The 20,801-nt window shown below is 66.7% G+C and carries 19 protein-coding genes; 6 read left to right on the top strand and 13 right to left on the bottom strand.

What is annotated here, in order from left to right:
* Positions 1–1,650, bottom strand: coding sequence for an ATP-binding protein (locus tag WBR68_RS09845; protein WP_083447573.1), 1,650 nt, complete (start codon positions 1,648–1,650; stop codon positions 1–3).
* 187 nt (positions 1,651–1,837) lie between these two features.
* On the opposite strand from WBR68_RS09845, the gene WBR68_RS09840 reads away from it, so the two are divergent.
* The 3 genes from WBR68_RS09840 to WBR68_RS09830 all read left to right on the top strand — a co-directional run bounded on the left by WBR68_RS09840 (position 1,838) and on the right by WBR68_RS09830 (position 5,922).
* On the top strand, positions 1,838–2,356 hold the full coding sequence (locus tag WBR68_RS09840; RefSeq protein ID WP_050450117.1) for a sigma-70 family RNA polymerase sigma factor: 519 nt from the start codon (positions 1,838–1,840) through the stop codon (positions 2,354–2,356).
* The gene (locus tag WBR68_RS09835) at positions 2,353–3,348 is read left to right on the top strand and encodes a FecR domain-containing protein (protein WP_230694086.1); all 996 of its coding nucleotides are present in this window, start codon (positions 2,353–2,355) and stop codon (positions 3,346–3,348) included. The genes WBR68_RS09840 and WBR68_RS09835 overlap by 4 nt, the downstream gene beginning before the upstream one ends.
* 96 nt (positions 3,349–3,444) lie before the next feature.
* The gene (locus WBR68_RS09830; RefSeq protein WP_230694085.1) at positions 3,445–5,922 is read left to right on the top strand and encodes a TonB-dependent receptor; all 2,478 of its coding nucleotides are present in this window, start codon (positions 3,445–3,447) and stop codon (positions 5,920–5,922) included.
* Positions 5,923–6,005: 83 nt separating this feature from the next.
* Here WBR68_RS09830 and WBR68_RS09825 read toward each other — a convergent pair whose 3' ends face one another.
* The 3 genes from WBR68_RS09825 to acnA are packed head-to-tail and all read right to left on the bottom strand — an operon-like array spanning position 6,006 to position 10,648.
* Complete coding sequence (locus tag WBR68_RS09825; protein WP_050450164.1) at positions 6,006–7,061, bottom strand: lactonase family protein; 1,056 nt, start codon at positions 7,059–7,061, stop codon at positions 6,006–6,008.
* Positions 7,062–7,088: 27 nt separating this feature from the next.
* The gene (locus WBR68_RS09820) at positions 7,089–8,000 is read right to left on the bottom strand and encodes a GntR family transcriptional regulator (RefSeq protein ID WP_050450165.1); all 912 of its coding nucleotides are present in this window, start codon (positions 7,998–8,000) and stop codon (positions 7,089–7,091) included.
* Positions 7,997–10,648 (bottom strand): aconitate hydratase AcnA, encoded by a 2,652-nt coding sequence (gene acnA, locus WBR68_RS09815; RefSeq protein WP_230694084.1) that lies wholly within the window; start codon positions 10,646–10,648, stop codon positions 7,997–7,999. The genes WBR68_RS09820 and acnA overlap by 4 nt, the downstream gene beginning before the upstream one ends.
* An 88-nt stretch (positions 10,649–10,736) precedes the next feature.
* Here acnA and WBR68_RS09810 point away from each other — a divergent pair, with 88 nt between their 5' ends.
* Positions 10,737–11,723, top strand: coding sequence for a Bug family tripartite tricarboxylate transporter substrate binding protein (locus WBR68_RS09810; protein ID WP_050450167.1), 987 nt, complete (start codon positions 10,737–10,739; stop codon positions 11,721–11,723).
* A 96-nt stretch (positions 11,724–11,819) separates the two neighbouring features.
* Here the strand turns inward: WBR68_RS09810 and WBR68_RS09805 are convergent, their stop codons facing one another.
* Entirely contained in the window at positions 11,820–12,461 is a 642-nt protein-coding gene (locus WBR68_RS09805; RefSeq protein WP_230694083.1) for a 2OG-Fe(II) oxygenase, read from the bottom strand.
* 243 nt (positions 12,462–12,704) lie between these two features.
* Between WBR68_RS09805 and WBR68_RS09800 the strand changes: the two genes are divergently transcribed.
* Positions 12,705–13,397 carry an HAD family hydrolase gene (locus WBR68_RS09800; RefSeq protein ID WP_230694082.1) on the top strand — a complete coding sequence of 231 codons (693 nt, stop codon included), beginning with the start codon at positions 12,705–12,707 and terminating at the stop codon, positions 13,395–13,397.
* Between the two features lie 126 nt (positions 13,398–13,523).
* On the opposite strand, the gene WBR68_RS09795 is transcribed toward WBR68_RS09800, so the two are convergent.
* Positions 13,524–14,297, bottom strand: a complete 774-nt coding sequence (locus WBR68_RS09795) for an SDR family oxidoreductase (protein WP_050450170.1) — start codon at positions 14,295–14,297, stop codon at positions 13,524–13,526.
* A 185-nt stretch (positions 14,298–14,482) separates the two neighbouring features.
* Here WBR68_RS09795 and WBR68_RS09790 point away from each other — a divergent pair, with 185 nt between their 5' ends.
* Entirely contained in the window at positions 14,483–15,019 is a 537-nt protein-coding gene (locus WBR68_RS09790) for an MgtC/SapB family protein (RefSeq protein WP_050450171.1), read from the top strand.
* A gap of 148 nt (positions 15,020–15,167) precedes the next feature.
* On the opposite strand, the gene WBR68_RS09785 is transcribed toward WBR68_RS09790, so the two are convergent.
* From WBR68_RS09785 to WBR68_RS09755, 7 genes are all read right to left on the bottom strand, one after another.
* Positions 15,168–15,914: an SDR family oxidoreductase gene (locus WBR68_RS09785; RefSeq protein WP_050450172.1), complete on the bottom strand. Its 747-nt coding sequence runs from the start codon at positions 15,912–15,914 to the stop codon at positions 15,168–15,170.
* A gap of 43 nt (positions 15,915–15,957) precedes the next feature.
* Positions 15,958–16,326: a cupin domain-containing protein gene (locus tag WBR68_RS09780; RefSeq protein WP_230694081.1), complete on the bottom strand. Its 369-nt coding sequence runs from the start codon at positions 16,324–16,326 to the stop codon at positions 15,958–15,960.
* A 95-nt stretch (positions 16,327–16,421) separates the two neighbouring features.
* A complete protein-coding gene (locus tag WBR68_RS09775; RefSeq protein ID WP_127185598.1) occupies positions 16,422–17,231 on the bottom strand; it encodes an AraC family transcriptional regulator in 810 nt (269 codons plus the stop codon).
* 25 nt (positions 17,232–17,256) lie between these two features.
* Entirely contained in the window at positions 17,257–17,646 is a 390-nt protein-coding gene (locus WBR68_RS09770; RefSeq protein ID WP_050450175.1) for a VOC family protein, read from the bottom strand.
* 118 nt (positions 17,647–17,764) lie between these two features.
* Entirely contained in the window at positions 17,765–18,418 is a 654-nt protein-coding gene (alkB, locus tag WBR68_RS09765; RefSeq protein ID WP_230694080.1) for a DNA oxidative demethylase AlkB, read from the bottom strand.
* A gap of 10 nt (positions 18,419–18,428) precedes the next feature.
* Positions 18,429–19,139, bottom strand: coding sequence for a 2OG-Fe(II) oxygenase (locus WBR68_RS09760; RefSeq protein WP_230694079.1), 711 nt, complete (start codon positions 19,137–19,139; stop codon positions 18,429–18,431).
* 114 nt (positions 19,140–19,253) lie between these two features.
* Positions 19,254–20,798: a phospholipase D family protein gene (locus WBR68_RS09755; protein WP_230694078.1), complete on the bottom strand. Its 1,545-nt coding sequence runs from the start codon at positions 20,796–20,798 to the stop codon at positions 19,254–19,256.
* Between the last annotated feature and the right edge of the window lie 3 nt (positions 20,799–20,801).

Raw genomic sequence — 20,801 nt, 5'->3', positions numbered from 1 at the left:
CTAAGCCCCCATCAGCAGGTGCACCTTGCGCGCCAGCTCGTCCAGCGCGAAAGGCTTGGGCAGGGTGGGGACGCCGGCTTCGGCCAGCGTCTGCGAGCCGGAACCCGTAATGAACAGCACCTTCAGCGCGGGCCGCAACAGCCGGCCCGCGTCAACGACCTGGCGGCCATCCATGCGGCCGGGCAGGCCCAGATCGCAGATCAGCAGATCAATCTGGCCCGGGGCCGACAAGGCGCGCAGCGCGCTGGCCCCGTCGGTGGCCTGGATCACGGCATAACCCAGTTCGGCCAGCGTTTCCACCATGACGGCGCGTACCGCGGTGTCGTCTTCGGCGATCAATACGGTCGCGCCCGCGGCGGCGCGTGGCGGTTCCAGGCGCGCCGCCAACTCCATCGGCGTCAGCGCCCCGTCGAAACGCGGGAAGTACAGGCTCATCGCCGTGCCTTCGCCCGGGCGCGATACAACCTGCACCTGACCGCCGGACTGCCGCACAAAGCCATACATCATCGACAAGCCCAGGCCGGTGCCTTCGCCGGGCGATTTGGTGGTGTAGAAGGGTTCGAAAATGCGCTGCACGGTTTGCGGCGTCATGCCGCAGCCGGTGTCCGTGACGGTCAGGCGCAGGTAGTCGCCCGGGGGCAGGTCGCGTTCGCGCGCGGCCCCGGCGTCCAGCGCGACCTTGGCCGTCTCGATGCCCAGCCGCCCCTGTCCTTGCATGGCGTCGCGCGCGTTCAGGCACAGGTTGAGCAGGGCGTTTTCGAATTGGTGCGGGTCAACCCAGGCGGGCCAAAGCCGTGGTTCGCAGGCCAGGTCCAGCGCAATCCCCGGCCCCACGCTGCGGCGCACCAGGTCTTCCATGCCGTGCACCAGGTGGTTGATGTCCACCGCTTGCGGCGACAGCGGCTGATTGCGCGAGAACACCAGCAGCCGGTGGGTCAGGGCGGCGGCCTTTTCCGTGCCGCGCTGCGCGACGTCAATGTGGCGTTCCAGCTCGTCCAGACGCTGCTGCGCAAGACGCAGTCGGATCAGCTCAAGGCTGCCCGCGATGCCCATCAGCAAGTTGTTGAAATCGTGCGCCAGCCCGCCCGCCAGTTGGCCCACGGCTTCCATCTTCTGGCTTTGGCGCAGCGTGTCTTCGGCCTGCCGCAAGGCTTCCGCCTGCGCGCGTTCGGCTTGCACCCGCGACGTGGTTTCGATGACGGTGTCCATCATGCCGACCACCACCCCATGCTCATCGCGCACCGGGCTGTAGCAAAAGGTGAAGGTGGCTTCTTCGGCTTGGCCAAACCGCTGGATGACCACCGGGTAGTCTTCGATGAAGGTGGCCTCGCCCGCGAACGCGCGGTCGGCGATGGGGCCGATCATGGGCCAGGCCTCGCTCCAGACATCGCTGAAAGGACGGCCCAGCGCTTCGGGCTTGGCGCCCAGAATCGGCCGGAAGGCGTCGTTGTAGAGGGTGATGAGTTCGCGGCCCCAGACCAGACAGCACGGAAAGCGGGACGACATCACCATGCCGACGGCCACGCATAAAGAGGGGGGCCAGGCGGCCAAGGGCCCGAGCGGCGTGGCGGCCCAATCGTAGGCCGCTACCCGTTTGCCCATCTCGCCGCCGCCAGCAAGAAAAGAGGGCTCGAAAGGTGGGTTCTGCATGGCGACGTCTACGGTGGGATAGGGGCTTGAGAGGTGCTTGATTCTATCCGAGCGCCTCTATGAAGTTAAGCGATACGACGGGCCGGACAGCAGGGCGCCAACGGCATGCGGCGCAGGCTGGAAGCCAGCGGGAAAAAAAGAATAAAATAAAAATCGTTCCCATTTACGATATTGCGTCAGGTGCGTCTTGTCTGCCTCCGAATCCCCTACCGCCGAGTCCGTCACGAAGCTCTATCGTGACCACCACGGCTGGCTGTCGATGTGGTTGCGCAAGAAGCTGGGCAACTCGTTTGACGCCGCCGACCTGGCGCACGATACCTTCGTACGCTTGATCAGCGCGCGTCGCCAGGATGCGGGACCCGAACCGCGGGCCCTGCTGACCCACATCGCCAAAGGCCTGGTCGTGGACCACTGGCGCCGCCGCGCGCTGGAAGACGCTTATCTGGCCGCCATTGCCCATCTGCCCGCTCGCGAGGCGCCGTCGCCCGAAGTGCGTGCGCAAATTCTTGAGACCCTGCACGCCATCGACGCCACCTTGCGGACCCTGCCCGCAAAGACCCGCAATATCTTCCTGCTGTCGCAGTTCGAGGGCATGGCGTATGCCGACATCGCGGTGCGGGAACGGGTGTCGCTGGCCACCGTCAAGCGCCATATGCAGCGTGCATTGACGGCCTGCCTGATTGCCTACCAGGTGCACGCGGCATGAGCGTCGCCATGGACTCCGCCATCGACCCCATCATCCTGGAACAGGCAGCCGGCTGGCTGGTGCGCTTTCAATCCGAAACCTTGTCCGCCGCCGACCGCGCGGACTTCGACCGCTGGCGCACCCGCAGCGCGGCGCATGGCGCGGCCTGGACGCGGGTGGAAGCCATGTTGCGCGGCTTTGGGCAGGTGCCGCCCGAGGTCGTGCGCGATACCTTGCGCCGGGCCGATCAGCATTGCAGCCGCGTCGGCCGCCGACAAGCCGTGCGGGCGCTGGGCGCGCTGCTGGTGCTGGGGCCAGCGGCGCTGGCTGGCTGGCGCACGCTGCCCTGGCGCGAATGGGCGGCAGACGCGCGCACCGCCACGGGCGAACGGCGGCAGATGGATCTGGCCGACGGCACGCGCCTGCTGCTGAACACGGCCAGCGCGGTCGATATCGAATACAGCCCCAGCGCGCGTGTGCTGTGGCTGCGCGCGGGCGAGATCCTGCTGACCACTGGCCGGGATCCTTCGCCCGTGTATCGGCCCTTTATCGTGCGCACCTCGCAAGGGACGATACGCGCGCTGGGCACCCGCTTCATGGTGCGCGACGATGGCGGCAGCATCCGCGTGGCCGTCTTCGAAGGCGCCGTCCAGATTCAGCCGCAAGACGCGGGCGTTGCCGCGGTGACCCTTCCCGCCGGACAGCACACGGTGTTCACCGCGAGCGCCGTGCAAGCCTTGTCGACGGTGGACGCTGCATCAGCGTCGTGGGAGCAGGGCATGCTGGCCGTGCGCAATTGGCGCTTGGCTGATCTGGCGGCTGAGTTGGGCCGTTATCGCCGGGGCGTGTTGCGTTGCGATCCGGCGGTGGCCGGGCTGCGCGTATCGGGCGCGTTCCCGCTGGCCGATATCGACGGCAGCCTGCGCCTGCTGGAAAAAACGTTGCCGGTACGCATCAGCCGCGTGACTCCCTACTGGACCACGATCGCGCCCCGCGCGGGCGTTACAAATTAATCGCCTTCTGATTGAGCCTTTTCTGCGCCTCGTCCGGTGTACCGGGTGAATCGTCGCGACACGCGAGCCACCCCGTCCCCTACGAAGGATCGTTTCATGGTTTCCCGAAATTCCCGTTCGCAGCGCCTGCCCCGTGGCGCGGCCACCCTGTCGCCCCGGGCGGCAATGAGGCAGGCCGCCGGCATCAGCGTGATGCTATTGGCCGTGGCGGGCGCGCCCGCGCCGGCCACCGCGGCCGAAGCCGCGGGCGCGTCGGCCGCCGCCGATGGGCGCAAGCCCTACGCCATCGGCCCAGGCCCATTGGGCGATGTGCTGGCGCAATTCGCGGCGGCGGCGGGCGTGCCGCTGTCGTTTGACCCCGCGTTGCTGGCGGGTCAGCGCAGTGACGGCCTGTCCGGGTCGTATACCGTGCAGGAAGGGTTCGCGCGCTTGCTGGGCGGCTCCGGCTACGCCGTGGCGGAACAGGGCGCGGGCGCGTATTCCTTGCAGAAGCTGCCCCAGGCAGACGGCGGCGTGGCCACGCTGCTGCCCAGCATCACGGTGGCGGGATCGGGCATCAGCGCGTCCAGCTTGCCGCCGGAATTCGCGGGCGGGCAGGTGGCGCGAGGCGGCCGCATGGGTTTCCTGGGCAATCGCGACGTTATGGACACGCCGTTCAACATCACCAGCTACACCTCGGAATTGCTGGCCAACCGCCAGGCGGTGACCTTGGCCGACGCGCTGAACGCCGAGCCGTCCGTGCGCTTTACCGGACAGATCGGCGGCGTGACCGATTCGTTCTATATCCGCGGCTTTCCCATCGGCGAAGGCAACCTGGGCGAAATCGCGTTCGACGGCGTGTATGGCGTGGCGCCGAACTACCACGTCTTTACCGACTACATCGAACGTGTGGAAGTCCTGAAAGGGCCCGCCGCCTTGCTGTATGGCATGTCGCCCAACAGCGGCGTGGGCGGGGTGATCAACATGGTGCCCAAGCGTTCGCTGCCGCAAGACCTGACGCGGCTGTCCGCTGACTACGTGGGCAGCTCGCAGTTTGGCGGCCGGGTAGACCTGAGCCGGCGCTTCGGCAACGACGGTGAATGGGGCGTGCGCATCAACGGCATGCATCGTCAGGGCGACACGCCGCTGGACAATCTGTATTCGCGCACCGACATCGGCGCCTTGTCGCTGGACTACCAGGGCGAACGCCTGCGTGCGTCGCTGGATCTGTTGACGCAACACGAAAAAGTGGATGCGCCTACGCGCCCCTTCCTGGTGGCTGCGGGCATTGACGTGCCGCGCGCCGCCGATGGCCGCCGCAACGCCACGCAGCCCTGGGGCTGGTGGAAGTCCGACGGCCAGTCGGCGCTGCTGCGCGTGGAATACGACATCAGCGACCGCCTGACCGTGTTCGCCGATGCCGGCGGCTCGGACACGGATGTGTCGCGTCTGTCGGACCAGACGCCCACCATCGTGAACGGCGCGGGCGACACGGTGGTGACGCCAAACAACTTCCGCTTCAAGGTGGAACGCAGCACGTACAACGCCGGCCTGCGCGCCAAGCTGGACACGGGGCCCGTGCGCCACGCCATCAGCGTCATGGGCAGTCTGTACAGCGACCGCAACTCGCAGGCCAGCGTGTCGGGCACGCCGCTTACGTCCAACATCTATCAACCCATTACGCGCCCCGAGCAGCACATCCCCGCGCCGCGCAACGTGCCCAAGGTATCGTCGTCGGACCTGTCCGGCGTGGCGCTGGCGGACACGATGAGCATCCTGGACGAACGCGCGCAACTGACGCTGGGCCTGCGCCAGCAGCGTATCGAATCGCGCAACTTCAATGCGGTGACGGGCGTGCGCACCGTCAGCTACGACGAAAGCGCCACCACCCCGCTGGCTGGCCTGGTCGTCAAACCGTGGAGCCATGTGTCGCTGTACGCCAACTACATCGAAGGGCTGAGCAAAGGCGACGTGGCGCCCGCCACGGCGTCCAACGCCGGGCAGGTGTTCAAGCCCTACAAGGCCCGCCAGAAGGAAGTGGGCGTGAAGATGGAATTCGACAGCGCGATGCTGAGCGTCAGCGCCTTTGAAATCACCAAGCCCAGCGGTCAGTTGACCAACGGCGTGTACGGCGCGGACAGCGAACAGCGCAACCGAGGCCTGGAAATGAATCTGTCCGGCGAGCCGCTGCGCGGCCTGCGCCTGTTGGGGGGCGTGACCTGGCTGGACGCCGAACTCACGCGCACCAACAGCGCCGCCACGCTGGGCAATCAGCCGGTGGGCGTGCCCAGGTTCTCGGCCAACCTCAGCGCCGAATGGGACACGCCGTGGGTGGCGGGCCTGACGCTGACGGGCGGCATGGTCTACACCGGGCGCGAGTACATCAATCAGGCCAACACGCAATCGGTGCCGTCATGGACCACCTTCGATCTGGGCGCGCGCTACGCCACCCGCATCCAGGGCAAGGACGTGACCTTGCGGGCCAACCTCGTCAACGTGACCAACCGCGCGTACTGGTCCGGCGTGGCGTCCTACGGCACGATCTCGCAAGGCGTGCCGCGCACGCTGATGCTGTCGGCGTCGATGGATTTCTGACGGGCGCTGGAGCCACGAACCCGGAGCCACGAACTCGGAGTCACGAACTTCATATCCGCAAACGCCAGGCCCGCCGCGTGGCATCAGGCCTGCGGGTGGGCGAACACCATGCACACCGGGCTGCCGATGCGAAGTTCGTGACCGTCGCGCGTCAGCGTGCCGTCTTGCGCATCGACCCGAAAACGCACCAGCGTGTCGCTGTCTTCGTTCAAGGCAAACAGGAAGCGGCCGTCGGGCGACAGCGTGAAAAAGCGTGGCGTCTTGCCGCCCGACGGCACGTGCTGCACCAGCGCCAGGCGGCCATTGGCCGGGTCCGCGCGAAACACGGCGATGCTGTCGTCGCCCCGGTTCGACACGTACAGGTGATGGCCGTGCGCGTCCAGAGCGATGCCGGCCGCGCGGCTGTTGCTGGTGTAGGTGTCCGGCAGCGTGGGCAGCACCTGGAAGGGCTGTAACGCGCCGCCCGCAAGCGTGTAGGCGGCCACGGTGTTGTCCAGTTCGTTCACCCCATACAGCCAGCGGCCGGTGGGGTGGAACACCGCATGGCGCGGGCCGGCGCCTTCGCGGCTGCTTGCCACGCTGTGCGGCTGCGCGCCGATGCCGTGCTCGTCCAGCGCAAAGAGGAACACGCGGTCCAGCCCCTTGTCGGGCACCGCCACGTAGCGTCCGGTGGGGTCCACCACGTTGTAGTGCGGTTTGGCGAACGGCTGCTCTTTGCGGTGCGGGCCGGGTTCGCCCGGCATGGAAACGGTTTGCGTCACGGCGCCAAGCGCGCCATCGTGCGCCACGGGCAGCACGGCCAAGGCACCGCTCAAGTGGTTTGACACCATCAGAAAGTGCCCGGACGGACCCAGGGCCAGATGCACCGGATTGCGGCCTTGGCACGGTTGTTGATGCCAGGGGGTAAGCGCGCCGCTTTGCGGATCGCGGTGCAGCGCGCTGACTTCCTGGCTGTCGCCGTGTACGGTGTACAGCACGGGCAGCGCCGGATGGGGCAGCAGATATGACGGATTGACCAAGCCGCCGACCACCTGCGTGAGCGTCAGCGCGCCGGTGTCCGCGGCGTAGGCGTAGACGCTGATGCCGTCGCCGCGCGCATTGCGTTCACGTGTGGTGCGAGAGCCGATATAGACGTGCATGGGCTTGCCTTTGAAAATCTTCGCGTTTCAGGCCGGGGAAACCAGGATGCCGCTGATGCGCGCCAGGTTGTCCAGCGTGCTGCGCAAATGGCTGGACAAGGCGGCCGCGGCCTCGTCGTTGCGTTCACGTTCCAGCAAATCAAGAATGGCCAGATGCTGATCGCAATGCTGCTGATAGCGGCTGCGGTCCTGCATGGAGCGGTACGACAGCAACCGGCGCACGCGGTTGACGCGCTTGATCGTGTCGATGAAAAACGGGTTGCCGGACGCTTCCACCAGCGACTCATGAAAACGTACGCCACGCTCATGCAATTGGTCGGCCGTGTCGGTGGCGATACCGCCATCCAGCAGATGCCGCTCAGCGGCGCGGCAGCGTTCGATCACGCTTTTCTCGATGCGGAACGTAGGTTCCAGCAGGGCGGCCGGCTCCAGCGCCAAGCGCAGGCGGTACGACTGCAAGAGGCTGTCAGGCGTCGTCATCATGGACGAAAATTCCCAGCCGTACCCGGGCCGGCGCTGCGCCCAACCTTCCTGCGATACGCGCGCCAGCAACGCCTGCGTCTGCGCATTGGTCAGCGCATAGCGCACACGCAATTGCGCTTCGCTGCATTGCATGGGCAGCTGGCCGCGCAGCAGCTCGTCGGCCAGCTTGAAGTAGCTTTGCGTGACGATGTCATCGGCCGAAGGCGGCGCCAGTTCGGCCAGGTCGGCGGGGGCGTCGGGCAGGGCGTCGAAGTCTTGCTGCAGGAAGTAGCCACGGTTGGGCTTGCGCGCCACGATGCCGTGCTGCTCCAGCACGCCCAGCGCATCGTTGACCGGCGAGCGCGACAGGCGCAGCCGGTCGGCCAGCTTTTGTGCGGTCAAGTGGGCGCCGCCGGGCAGGCGGTCTTGCCGGATCAATTCCAGGATTTTGGTGACGGTATTGGTTTGCGCGCTCATGGGGGCGTGGCTGTCGGGGGCGTGGCTGGCCGGGTTGTTGGCCGAAGAATATCCGACAGGATAGCGGGAATGACGCCGCCCATCCGCAACAGGCGCACCTCCAACTGCGTTTCCACGGCGGCCGTAGCGCACAACGCGTCCACGGTGCCGTTGGCCCGCAGTATGCGTACGGGCACCGGGATCCGTGGCGCCAGCGCATCAGCCGGTGCGTCGATTTCAATGCGGTCACCGGACTGCACGGCCAGCGTGTCGGGCGTGACGCCGTCCGGCAGGCGCAGCGGCAGGATGCCCATGCCGATCAAATTCGAACGGTGGATACGTTCAACGCTTACCGCCAGCACGGCGCGGATGCCCAGCAGCCGCTGGCCCTTGGCGGCCCAGTCACGCGATGAGCCCGTGCCAAAGCGCGCACCGGCCAGCAGCACCACCGGCTGCTGGTCCTGACGGTACTGCGCGGCGGCTTCCCAGATGGGTTCCACGCGGCCGCTGGGCGCATGCCGCGTGTGGCCCGCGGGCGTGTCGGGGCAAAGCCGGTTCACCAGGCTCTTGCTGTAGAACGCCGCGCGCATCATCACTTCCCAATTGCCCCGGCGGGACGCGAATACGTTCAGGTCGTTGCGGTCGTCGCCTCGCGCCACGAGAAAGTCGGCAATCAGGCTGTCGGGCGGAATGGCGCTGGCGGGCGACAGGTGGTCGGTGGTGACGTCGTCGCCCAACACCAGCAGCGGGTGGGCAATGTACCGGCCCAATTGGCCGGCTTCGTCCACCGATGCAAAGGGCGGACGCCGCAGCGCCGTAGACGCGGGGTCCCACGGAAAGCGCGGGCTGTCCGGCGATTGCAAGGCCTGCCACGCGGGGTTGGCGCTGGCGATCCTGAAGGCGGCGCGGTAGTCGTCCGGCCGCAGGCCTTGCGCCAGCGCGGCGTCGATCTCGGCCTCATCCGGCCATAGGTCGCGCAGGTGAACGGCGCGGCCGTCGGCCGTGCTCTGCACGGGCTCCTGGCTCAAGTCGCGCTCGGCGTCGCCCGCAAGCGCAAAGGCGATGACCAGCGACGGCGACATCAGAAAGCCCAGGTCCAGGTCGGGATGGATGCGGCCGGTGAAGTTGCGATTGCCCGACAGCACCGCCACCGGGTGGACCGCGCCGGTTGCCATGGCGTCGCGCACCGTGCCGGGCAGGGCGCCGGAATTGCCGATACAGGTGGTGCAGCCATAGCCCACGATGTCAAAACCCACCGCCGCCAGGTCGTCCAGCAAACCGGCGCGCGCCAGGTAGTCGGCGGCGGCGGGCGAGCCCGGGCCTAACGATGTCTTGACCCAGGCGGGCACGCGCAACCCGGCTTGGCGCGCCTTGCGAGCCAGCAGCCCCGCCGCCATCAGCAGGCGCGGGTCCGACGTATTGGTGCAACTGGTAATGGCCGCGATGGCGACGGGGTAGCGCGGCAGGCCGTCTTGCGCGGGCGCGGCCGGCTGGAAGTTCAGCGCAGACAGAATCGCTTTGGTCTGCCCATAGGGGTGCAGGTCTTGCGGCCGCTTGGGGCCGGCCACGTGCATGCCGACCTGGTCCAGGGCGATTTCGACCACGCGGGTGTAGCGGGGCGCGGCTTGCGGGTCGAACGCGATGCCGGCGTGTTCCGCATAGGCGGCCACGCGCTCGATGTGCGCCTGGCTGCGACCCGTTTGGCGCAGGTAGTCCAGCGTGGCGCCGTCGATGGGAAAGTAGCCAGTGGTGGCGCCGTATTCGGGCGCCATGTTGGCGACCACGCAACGGCTGCCGGCCGACAGCGTGCTGACGCCGGGGCCAAAGAACTCCACGAATTCACCTGATACGCCGATGGCGCGCAAGCGTTGCGTGACGGTCAGCGCCAGGTCGGTGGCCGTCACGCCCGGGGCTAGCGCGCCGGTAAGGCGCACGCCGATCACATCCGGTATGCGCAACAGGGTAGGCATGCCGAACATCACGGTTTGTGCTTCCAGCCCGCCCACGCCCCAGCCCAGCACGCCGATGCCGTTGATCATGGGCGTGTGGCTGTCGGTGCCGATCATCATGTCGGGGAACAGTGCGCCGTCGGCGCCCAGGCAGACCACGGTGGCCAGTTGTTCCAGGTTGATGGTGTGCATGATGCCGGTGCCCGGCGGGTGTATGCGCACGTTGGACAGCGCCTTGGAGGCCCAACGCAGGAAGCGGTAGCGCTCGGCGTTGCGGCGCAGTTCCAGGTTCAGGTTCAGCGCGGCGGCGTCGGCTTGCGCATAGGCTTCGACCGCCAGCGAATGGTCTATCGAGACGTCCACGGGCAGCACGGGGTTCAGCACGGCGGGGTCGCGGCCGGCCTCGGCCAGCGCGTCGCGCATGGCGGCAATGTCCACCAAGGCGGGGGTGCTGGTGGTGTCGTGCATCAGCACGCGGCCCGGTTGAAACGCGATCTCGGCGTCGCTGGTGCCGTGGTCCAGCCAGCGCAACAGCGCGGATATGGCGGCGTCGCGCTCGTCGCCTTGCATGTTGCGCAAGGCGTTTTCCAGCAGCAGGCGCAGCACGACGGGCAGGCGAAAGTAGTCCGCGCCGAACATCGCGGGCAGGTCGACGCAGGTTTGGGCGACCCCCTTCAGCGTGAAGCGGACGTGGCGCAACGGGGGATTGGTGTTTTCCATAGCTGCAAGTTTTGCATATTGCACATATAAAATGCAATTAAGTAAAAACCCGGCCGCCATATGAACAGGCCACCTCAGGAGACTAACCATGCCCCACCCTCGACTTCTTAGCGCTGCCCTGACCTTGGCGCTGACCTTGGCCGCGCCCTTCAGCTCCGCCCACGCAGCCGACGCCGGCCGACCCATCACCCTGATCGTGCCCTTCGCCGCGGGCGGCGGCGTGGATGGCATGGGGCGCTTGTTGGCCGAACAGCTGCGCGGCGACATGCCGCAGGGAGTGGTGGTGGAAAACAAGCCGGGCGCCAGCGGCATGCTGGGCGCGCAGGCGGTGGTGCGCTCGGCGCCGGATGGCACGACCTTGCTGCTGGGATCGGCGGGCGAAACCGCCATCAACCCGCTGGTGTTCAAAAGCAAGATGCAATACCAGCCGGAGAAGGATCTGGTGCCGATCGCCTTGATTGCGAGGGTGCCGAATGTGCTGCTCGCCACCCCTGCGTTGCCGGTGGCCAATGTGGAGCAACTGGTGGCTTATGGCCGCGCGCATCCCGGCAAGCTTACCTACGCCACCAGCGGCGTGGGCAACCCGCAGCACCTGAACGGCGAGTTGCTGCAGTCGCTGGCGGGCATCAAGATGGTTCACGTGCCTTACAAGGGCGCGTCCGCGCAATTGGTAGACGTGGCCTCGGGCAACGTGGACCTGACCTTCGTCAGCCTGGCCGGCGCCTTGCCCTTCATCAAGAGCGGCAAGGTCAAGCCGCTGGCGGTGACGTCGGCCAAGCGCGCGTCGTTTGCACCCGACATCCCGGCCGTGGCCGAATACGCGCCCTTGAAGGATTACGCGTTGGAGAACTGGTTCGGCGTGTTCGTGGCGGCCGGCACGCCGCCCGAAACGCAGCAGAAGCTGGCCAGCGCCATCGGCAATGCCCTGCGTGACCAGAAGTTCGTGGCCAGCATCCGCGATCTGGGCGGTGAAGTGCAGCCGATGAGCCAAGATGAATTCCGCGCCTTCATCAAGGCGCAGACGGCGGTGTATGCGAAGGTGGTCGCCGATGGCCACATCACGGCGGAATACTAAGCGCAAGGCGCGATCAGATGTCGCGATTCGGATGGTGGGATTTGGCTTGCCTCATTCGGATGACGTCATCCGGATGGCGTCATCCGGGTCGCGACATCAACGCCCGTCGTGCAGCAGCATCTCCAGCCCAACGCGTTGCCCGGTGCGCACCCGGCTGATGGCATGCCGGGCGGTGACCCGATAGACGTTATGCGCGCCTTGCACGGGGCGGTGCGACACCGCGATAACTGCCGCGTCGCCGTATCGCAAGGGCAGCACCATCGGGCGCGACTGCATGCGAGGGCGTTGTTCGGTCATGACGAATTCGCCGCCGGTAAATGCTGTGTCCGGATCAGACAATAGGGCGACAAGCTGCAACGGAAAGACGGCATCGCCGTCCGCGTGCTGCGTCAGCGGCTGATAGTCGTCTTGCCCTAGCCGATGGATGGCGGACAAGGGGCGGGCCTGGCCCGCGTCGTGGTTGTGCTGGATCCAGGTGGCGAAGTCATCGGGGTAGGGCGCGTCTTGTTGCAGCGCGTTCGCCCAGGCGCGGGCGATTGGCAGCAGGCGGCGGTACAACAGCGGCCGCAGCGTTTCCAGCTTGGCGGTGCTGTCTGTTTGCGCAAGTTGGCGGGCGGCCTCCGGTGGAAAAAAGCCGGGCAGCAGCGCCCAGCCTTCGGCATCCAGCGGCTGCTTGATAAGGTTCCAGTCGTAGCGGTCCAGCGGCTGGTGTGGCGGCGCGAGCAGGGGGTTAGTCATGGCGGGAGTAGTCGCGACAGAGGGAACTCATTGCGAAAAGGGCGGCGAAAAAGAGGGCGATAGGGACGCGAGAAGGGTGTCGGACATGACGGCAGGAATGGCGGCGTATCCAGTCATACAGGTTAATCACGCGCTGCCGCGCGCGTCACTCCGAAGTTTGCGGCCGGGGCAGGCCAGCCATGTTGGCCCCATGCCATGAAGTATGCTTACCCGCTTCATGAACCCCCTTCATCCGCCCGCCCCATGACTGATTTTCCCTTTGACGCCGTGTTGTTCGATTGTGACGGCGTGCTGGTTGATTCCGAACCCATCACCAGCCACGTGCTGAGCCAGATGCTGAACGAGTTGGGTTGGGACATCACCCACGAAGAAACCATGCGTATCTTCACGGGCAAGGCCGTCAAGGACGAACAGCAGATGATCGAAGCGCGCACCGGCGCCAAGCTGGGGCCGGACTGGTTCGGTGAATTTCGCCAGCGCCGCAACGCCGCGCTGGACCGCGACCTGCTTGAAATTCCCGGTGCGCCCGACGCGGTGCGCGCCTTGCACCGCACGCTGGACGGCCGCATCGCCGTGGCGTCTGGCGCCGACCGCCACAAGGTGGAACTGCAATTGGCCAAGGTGGGCATCGCCGGATGCTTCGACGGCCGCGTCTTCAGCGGTCACGAGATGCCACGCAGCAAGCCGTTTCCCGACGTGTACCTGGCGGCTGCCCAAGCGCTGGGCGTGGACCCCAAGCGCTGCGCCGTCGTGGAAGACACGGTTACCGGCGCGACCGCCGGCGTAGCGGCGGGCGCCACGGTGTTCGGCTACAGCCCCGACGCCAACGGCCACAGCGGCGCCGAGGCGCTGCGCAATGTGGGCGTGGCCCACGTGTTCACCGACATGACGCAACTGCCCGCGCTGCTGGCCGGCTGGCAAGCCGCCGCGCGCTGAGACACCTGGCCGGTCCGAAGGTGACCCAAGCGCAGCCCTAAGCGCAGCCCTAAGCGCAGCCCTAAGTGCAGCCCCAAGCGCGGCCTGATGTGAGCCTTAGCTTCAGCCTACACGCCGGCCGCCGCATTATTTCGCGTATTGCTCGCCGCCGTCCAGGTCGATGACGGTGCCGCTCAGGTAACCCGCGCGTGGCGAGGCGCCGAACACAATCATGTCGGCCACTTCTTCGGGTTCCATCAACCGGTTGAAGGGCAGGTCCGACAGCGTTTCCTGCCACCGGCTTTCATCGCCCCAACGTGCCTGCGCGCGTTGCCGGGCCAGCGTCAGCACGCGGTCGGTTCGTGTGCGCGAGGGGTTGACGCCAAAGACGCGCACGCCGTGGCGGGGCGCCTCGCCCCCCAGGGCGCGGGTAAACGCAATCAATGAGGCATTGGCCGCCGCGCCGCAGATGTAGTCGGCGCGGGGCGCCGCGCCCGCCATGCCGATGATGTTGGCGATGACGCCCGCGCCCGCGTCGCGCATGTGCGGGTAGTAGCAGCGCGCCAGGCTGATGTAGCCGTGCACTTTCAATTCCCAGCCCGCGCGCCAGCGTTCGTCTTGCACCTGGTCCAGCGCGCCGCCGGGCACCGCGCCCGCGTTGTTGACCAGTATGTCGATGGGGCCGGTTTCCTTGGCCAGCTTTTCCGCCGCGCCAGGCAGGGCCAGGTCCAGCGTGATGGCATGTGCCGCGCGGCCGCTTTGTTCGCGGATGGCGGCCGTGGCGTGATGCAACGCCGCATCATCGCGCGCCACCAGAATCGGGTCGGCACCCTCGCGCGCAAAGGCGACGGCGCAGGCCAGGCCGATGCCTTTGGACGCACCCGTGATCAGCACGCGCTTTCCGCCTAGCTGCAAGTCCATGTGTGGCTCCTGTGGTTTCACGCCCGCACGCGCGGGACACGCATTGGTTGTAAACCAGTTGCGCGGCCGGTGCCAGCACGGACATGGCGCCGACATGGCGCGGACGAGGCCACGCCTGCTATGCTCGATTCACCTGATCACCTTCACCCCGTTCCCTTCAACCCGTGCCTTTCAGGATGCGACAGATGGCGGAAGTCTGGTTTGAAATCTGGTCCACCGTGCGTAGCGAGTTCGCTGATATTCCGGATGTAAGCGAAGCCACGCGCATTGTTTTGCGCTTGGGCATGGCGGTGATACTGGGCGGCATGCTGGGTTTGGAACGCGAGCGCAGCGGCAAGGCCGCGGGCTTGCGCACTCACATGCTGGTGGCGCTGGGCGCGGCTATTTTTGTGCTGGTGCCCTTGCAGGGCGGCATGGAAATCAGTGACCTTAGCCGGGTGCTGCAGGGCGTGATCGCCGGCATCGGCTTTCTGGGTGCGGGCGCCATCATCAAGCTCAGCGATGAACGCGAGATCCACGGGCTGACCACCTCGGCCAGCATCTGGATGACCGCCGCCATCGGCGTGGCGGCCGGCATGGGCCGCGAAGCCACGGCGTTGGTCAGCACCTTGCTGGCGCTGTTTGTGCTGGCGGTGCTGCGCCGCGTGGAAGCGCGCATTTCCGATGGCCCGGAAAACAAGGGCGTCATCACCACCGAAGACAAGCCCCACGGCAACGGCTGAGCCTCGGCCAGCCGGCAGGCAGGCCGGCCTGGCTGCTTCCTTGGCCGCTGCATTTTCCGCCTCATGTGCCGCCTCATGTGCCGCCTCATGTGCCACTCCGTGTGCCGCCCCTTCCGCAGCCCCTCCCGCCATCCTTCCATCGACCCTCTCAACTACCGCCGGACACGTCGATGAACGAGCCGCTGGTATAGCCGGCTTCTTCAGAAAACAGCCACATGACGGCGCCCGCCACTTCTTCCACCGAGCCGCCGCGCCGCAGCGGGATCACGCTTTTCAGGCGGTCGACCCGGCCCGGCTCGCCGCCGCTTGCGTGCATGTCGGTGTAGATGGTGCCCGGGCGCACGCCGTTCACGCGGATGCCTTCGGGCGCCACCTCTTTGGACAGGCCGATGGTCATCGTGTCCAGCGCCCCCTTGGACGCTGCATAGTCCACGTATTCATTGGGTGAGCCCAGGCGCGCCGCCGCCGACGACACGTTGACGATGGCGCCACCCTGACCGCCATGGCGCGGCGACATCCGGCGCACGGCCTCGCGGGCGCACAGGAACGCGCCGATCACGTTGGTGGACAGCACGCGCATCAGGCGGTCGGCTTCCATCTGGTCCAGGCGCATCTGCGTTTCCAGGATGCCGGCATTGTTCACCAGGGCATCGATGCGGCCCAGGCGCTCGTCCAGCGTGCGGAACATGCGCAGCACGTCCTCTTCTTGCGACACGTCGGCCTGAATGGCCAGCGCGGCGCCGCCCGCCTGCTGGATCTCGGCGACCACGGCGTCGGCGGCATCAGAGTGGGTGCGGTAGTTGATGCCAACGGCGTAGCCGCGGCGCGCGGCCAGCTTGGCGACGGCGGCGCCGATGCCACGGCTGCCTCCGGTTACGAGCATGACTTTGGGCATGGTGTCCTCCTGGGGGGAATTTACGGTAGCAGAATCAAGCCGATCAGATCCAGACATCATTTGGCGCTTGGCGCTCGCCGCCCCGGTCGCCCGTATTGGGTACGCCGCAGGGTTCAACCAGCATCAGATGCGCTTCTTCGACGGCACAGGGTTTGTGTTCCACGCCCTTGGGGATGACGGCCATTTCGCCAGGCCCCAGGTCGATGTGGCCGTCGCGCAGGTCGATGCGCAATCGGCCGCTGATCACGATGAAGGTTTCGTCGGTGTCGGCGTGGCTGTGCCAGACGAAGTCGCCTTGCACCTTGACCACCTTGAATTGGTAGTCGTTCATCTGTGCGATGACCTTGGGGCGCCAGTGTTCGGAAAACAGCGCAAGCTTGCTGGCGATATTGATGGCGGAAATGGGGGGCATGGGGGAACCTGGACAAGAAAACAGGCGTACAGCGTAGGGCGCACCGGGGCTCTGCGTCTTGTACGTTCTTGCAGGTTTTGGTGGGCGGGTGCGGGCTAGGCGTGCAGCATGCGCCGCCACCGGTCGGGCGGCATGCCGTAGGTCTGGACATGGCGGCGGGTCAGGTGGCTTTGGTCGGTGAAGCCGGCATGGGCCGCGGCGTCGGCCAAGGCCATGCCGGTGGCGATCAGCCGGCGTGCCAGGTCCAGCCGGCGCAACATCACATAGCGATAGGGGCTGGTGCCGTACAGCGCGCGGAAATCGCGCGACAGGCTCCAACGGTCTGTCCCGGCCGCCGCCGCCAACGCGTCCAAGGTGATCGTTGTGTCCAGCGAGGCATGGATGTAATGTCGGGCGCGTTCGGCGGCCACGTAGTCGGCGGTGCGCCCGCGGTGGGGCCGGCCCGCCGCGGCGCAAAGCGCATGGGCCAGGTCGTACAGCGCGTCGTCTTCCAGTAGTGGGTCCAGCGCGTCCTGCGTGTTCTGCAACAAGGCGCCGCTGGCGGCGTGCAGCCGGGCGTCGCCAGAGAGGCCGCCCGCAATGAACGGCAGCGGCCGGCCCCCCAGAATCTGCTGGATCAGCGCGGGTTCGACGTAGATCATGCGGTAGTGGAAGCCGGCCTCGGTGCCGGCCTGGCCGTCGTGCGGCTCGTCGGGGTGCAGCACGATGGTGCCGCCGGGCAGGCTGTGGCGGAAGTCCCGGCGGTAATGAAAGCTCTGCACGCCCGACAAGGTGCGCCCGATGGCGTAGGTGTCATGGCGGTGCATGTCGTAGCCATGACCGCCGAAATAGGCTTCGATGCGCTCCACGTGGCCGGAGGTGGCCGCGCGGAGAATCCAGTCCTGTTTCGACTTGGCCAGGGTCATGGCGGTCTTGCGGGTGCCAGGAGCGCTAGGGGCGCTTCATTTGCACCAGTATGAATTCATTGCCATACAGGTCAATGAAGTGGGCATAAATGGTGGTGTCGTCATGGACGGGCTCCTTGGTGAAGCGCACCCCGCGCGCGGTGAAGCTGCTGTGGTCGCGCATGACGTCGTCGGTGTAGAACACCCCCACCGGCTGGCCGCCGGTCTGGTCGCCGACGCGGTCGCGCTGCGCCTGGGTCATGGCTTGCAGCAGCCAGACGCCCACGGCGGGCTGGGACGGCAGGCGCAGGTGCACGTAGCGCTGCTGGCCCACGGGCATATCTGCGAACACCTCCATGCCCAGCTTGTCTTGATAGAAGGAAATGGCGGTGTCGTAGTCGTTCACAAGAAGGACGAGACGGCCCAGCGAATGCATGTCAGGACTCTCTTTGAGGTTAAGCGTGCGGCTATGCTAACCCGACCGGGGCGCTTTTCCCTCAATTGGCCCTGTGCAGTGGTTGTGAGGCGTGCGCGCGTCGGGTGGGTCGCCCGGCTCAGCCCGCCTTGCGCAGGGTGAAATTGATCCGCTGGCTGCCCAGCCGCGAGTGGGGCGCGTCCTTCATCGGCATCACGCCGTGATAGCGCAGCCGGTCCACCCCGCCCCAGACGACAACGTCGCCATGAAACAAGGGCACCCGCGCCGCCGGGTCCGGGCGCGCGTGGCCGCCGAACAGGAACAGGGCGGGCATGCCCAGCGACACCGACACGATAGGGGCGTCGTAATCGCGTTCGTTCTTGTCCTGGTGCAGTGACAGGCGCGAGCCGGGTTCGTAGCGGTTCACCAGGCAGGCATCGGGCGTGAAACCGGGAAAACCCGCCTCGGCGGCGGCGGCCTGGGCCAGTTGCAGAAAGGCGTCGGGCAGATCGGGCCAGGGTTGGCCGGACAACGGATCGATGCGTGTATACCGGTAGCCCTGCGCGTCCGACGCCCAACCCAGCGGCCCGCAATTGGTCAGCGCCACCGACATGGTGTAGCCGCCCGGCGTGTGCATGTGCCGAAACGGCGACTGCGCGGCCACCGCGTCCACCCCTTGCAGCAACGCATCGGCATAGGGCAGTGCAAATCCGCGCAGCACGTAAGACTGGGGGCCGATCTGCTCGCGGCCATGCTGGGCGGTGTCTTCATCATTGAACAGGTTCAGCGTCATGGATTTTCGGCTACTGCGCGTCGTGGAAGATCAGGCCCAGCGTATGGCGCCGGCCGCTGCGCAGGGCGCTCACCCCGTGCCGCATCGCCACCTTGCGCCAACTGCGCGTACCCGGCACGGGCCGCTGGTTCACGGTGAAGATCAGCGCGTCGCCTTGTTGCAGCGGCAGCACATCGGCGCGCTGCTCGCGGCTGCTCGTTTCCAGCATGACGAATTCACCGCCCGTGAAATCCACGCCCGGGCGCGACAACAGCACCGCCACTTGCAGGGGAAACACATGTTCGCCGTACAGGTCCTGATGCAGGCAGTTGTAGTCGCCGGGGCCGTATTGCAGGATCAAGGGCGTGGGCCGCCGTTGCCCCGCGTCGTGGCAGCGTTGCAGGAAGGCGGCGTGATCGTCGGGGTATTGCACGGCAAAGCCCATCTGCCGGTTCCAGCGGTTGGCAACCGGCGCCAGGCGAGGGTACAGCGCCGTGCGCAGCGCCTGCAGCAAGGGCGGCAGCGGGTAGGCAAAGTACTGATATTCGCCGCGCCCAAAGCCATGTCGCGCCATCACGATACGGCTGCGGTAGCGGTCCGTGGCGCAATAGGCATCAGCCAGCTCGGCACATTGGGCAGGAGTCAACAGGACGGGCAGAATCGCATGGCCGTGCGCGTCCAGGGACTGCGTGATGGCGGTCCAGTCCAGGTCGGGCAAAGCAGGGTGGGGCGGGGCGGTCATGGCGGGCAGGGGGCAGAAACGCAGGGGCAGCAATGCAGGGGCAGCAAAACGGGGTTCAAAACAACCAGTCTACGTCCGACGCCTTGCCGGTGAACTCCGCTTGTTGCGGCGGCGTCACAGCATGGATTCCAGCGGCAACAGCGACACGAACCACACCGAGAACCGCTTCCACACCGACGTGCCCGGCTCGGTATCATGCCGCAGCGTCTTGCCGTCGCGCTGTTCCAGCCAGTACAAGCCGCCCTGGTCGTCCAGGCATACACGGTAAGCCACCTTGGGAACCTCGTCTTCAAAGGCGTCGGCAATACGGCCCGCCAGCGTCGGGCTGTCGATCACAAAGCCCAGTTCGGTGTTCAGCCCGGCCGATCGCGGATCAAAGTTGAACGAGCCGACAAAGATTCGTTGCCCGTCCACCGCAAAGGTCTTGGCGTGCAGGCTGGAGCCCGAACTGCCAAACGGCCCCATGCTTTTGTTGCGCGCGGCTCCGCCCGCTTTGCGCTTCATTTCATACAGCTCGACGCCGCTGACCAGCAGGTCCTTGCGGCGCTTGGCGTAGCCGGAATGCACCACCGCCACGTCGGTCGCCTCCAGCGCATTGGTCAGCACCCGCACCTTCACCCCGTTTCGGGCCAGCTTCGCGAAGGACTGGGTGCCCTCGGCCGTTGGCACGAAATAGGGCGACACCAGTTCCATGTCTTGGGTGGGCGTGCCGATGATGTCGTAGAGCTGGTGCGGCAGCGTGGCCTCGCGCGGCGCGGTGCCCAGCGTCTTGCGCGGATCGTCGCTGACCATGCGGGTGTCGGCCCATTCCAGCTCCAGCTCGCCTTGCAACAGTTGCCGGATGAAGGGCAACTGCTTCAGGGCCTGGGCATACGTGGCGGCCTCGGGCGACCGCTCGACCTTGGCGGCCTGTTCCTCCAGCGCGTCCAGTTCGCCAGGCAGGGCCGGTTTCAGCAAGCGGTCCACGGGGTAGGCGGAATCGCTGGCCCAATAGCGGTCGAAGTCCGTCGACACATCATTCACCACCGCGCCAATCGCCAACACGTCCAGGTCGGTGAACAACACGCCGCTGCCCGCGCCAAAGTATTCGTCGCCGATATTGCGGCCGCCAATGATGGTGGCCTGGTTGTCGGCGGTGAACGACTTGTTGTGCATGCGCCGGTTCAAGCGGCTGAAATCCGTGAGGTAGCCCAAGGGCTTCGGCCAGCGCAGCGCAAAAGGGTTGTACAGCCGCACTTCAATATTGGGGTGCGTATCCAGCGCCGCCAGCACCTTGTCCAGGCCGGCCGTGCCGTTGTCGTCCAGCAGCAGGCGCACGCGCACGCCCCGGTCGGCTGCCTCGTGCAGTGTTTCCAGCAGCAGGGTGCCCGTCATGTCGTTGTGCCAGATGTAGTACTGCACATCCAGGCTGCGCTCGGCCGCGCGCGCCAGCATCATGCGGGCGGCAAAGGCGTCGTGGGCGTCGCTCAAGGGATGGATGCCGGATTTACCGGGGTGGGCTGCCGCTCGCGGCGCAATGCCGCGCCCCAACGGCGTGGCGAGCGACTCGTCAGGCGTCAAGGCCTGCGATTCGCTGCGCTTGTCCAGCGGCGGCAGGGCGCAGCCGCCCAAAAGCGATAGGCAAAGGAGAGACATGAGTAGGACTCTGGCCAAAGGCATGCC

The organism is Achromobacter sp. JD-1 (genome assembly GCF_038594925.1).
Taxonomy (GTDB): domain Bacteria; phylum Pseudomonadota; class Gammaproteobacteria; order Burkholderiales; family Burkholderiaceae_B; genus Achromobacter; species Achromobacter spanius_C.
Note: the sequence above shows the minus strand (reverse complement) of the source record. Positions and strands in the feature narration are given on the sequence as shown.

Bases quoted from the DNA above. Each gene is read 5' to 3' on its own strand.
- WBR68_RS09805 (WP_230694083.1), bottom strand. From the start codon at position 12,461: ATGACTAACCCCCTGCTCGCGCCGCCACACCAGCCGCTGGACCGCTAC.
- WBR68_RS09790 (WP_050450171.1), top strand. From the start codon at position 14,483: ATGGCGGAAGTCTGGTTTGAAATCTGGTCCACCGTGCGTAGCGAGTTC.
- WBR68_RS09810 (WP_050450167.1), top strand. From the start codon at position 10,737: ATGCCCCACCCTCGACTTCTTAGCGCTGCCCTGACCTTGGCGCTGACC.
- WBR68_RS09760 (WP_230694079.1), bottom strand. From the start codon at position 19,139: ATGACCGCCCCGCCCCACCCTGCTTTGCCCGACCTGGACTGGACCGCC.
- WBR68_RS09755 (WP_230694078.1), bottom strand. From the start codon at position 20,798: ATGCCTTTGGCCAGAGTCCTACTCATGTCTCTCCTTTGCCTATCGCTT.
- WBR68_RS09795 (WP_050450170.1), bottom strand. From the start codon at position 14,297: ATGGACTTGCAGCTAGGCGGAAAGCGCGTGCTGATCACGGGTGCGTCC.
- alkB (WP_230694080.1), bottom strand. From the start codon at position 18,418: ATGACGCTGAACCTGTTCAATGATGAAGACACCGCCCAGCATGGCCGC.
- WBR68_RS09770 (WP_050450175.1), bottom strand. From the start codon at position 17,646: ATGCATTCGCTGGGCCGTCTCGTCCTTCTTGTGAACGACTACGACACC.
- WBR68_RS09830 (WP_230694085.1), top strand. From the start codon at position 3,445: ATGGTTTCCCGAAATTCCCGTTCGCAGCGCCTGCCCCGTGGCGCGGCC.
- WBR68_RS09835 (WP_230694086.1), top strand. From the start codon at position 2,353: ATGAGCGTCGCCATGGACTCCGCCATCGACCCCATCATCCTGGAACAG.
- WBR68_RS09820 (WP_050450165.1), bottom strand. From the start codon at position 8,000: ATGAGCGCGCAAACCAATACCGTCACCAAAATCCTGGAATTGATCCGG.
- WBR68_RS09780 (WP_230694081.1), bottom strand. From the start codon at position 16,326: ATGCCCCCCATTTCCGCCATCAATATCGCCAGCAAGCTTGCGCTGTTT.
- WBR68_RS09775 (WP_127185598.1), bottom strand. From the start codon at position 17,231: ATGACCCTGGCCAAGTCGAAACAGGACTGGATTCTCCGCGCGGCCACC.
- WBR68_RS09800 (WP_230694082.1), top strand. From the start codon at position 12,705: ATGACTGATTTTCCCTTTGACGCCGTGTTGTTCGATTGTGACGGCGTG.
- acnA (WP_230694084.1), bottom strand. From the start codon at position 10,648: ATGGAAAACACCAATCCCCCGTTGCGCCACGTCCGCTTCACGCTGAAG.
- WBR68_RS09785 (WP_050450172.1), bottom strand. From the start codon at position 15,914: ATGCCCAAAGTCATGCTCGTAACCGGAGGCAGCCGTGGCATCGGCGCC.
- WBR68_RS09845 (WP_083447573.1), bottom strand. From the start codon at position 1,650: ATGCAGAACCCACCTTTCGAGCCCTCTTTTCTTGCTGGCGGCGGCGAG.
- WBR68_RS09825 (WP_050450164.1), bottom strand. From the start codon at position 7,061: ATGCACGTCTATATCGGCTCTCGCACCACACGTGAACGCAATGCGCGC.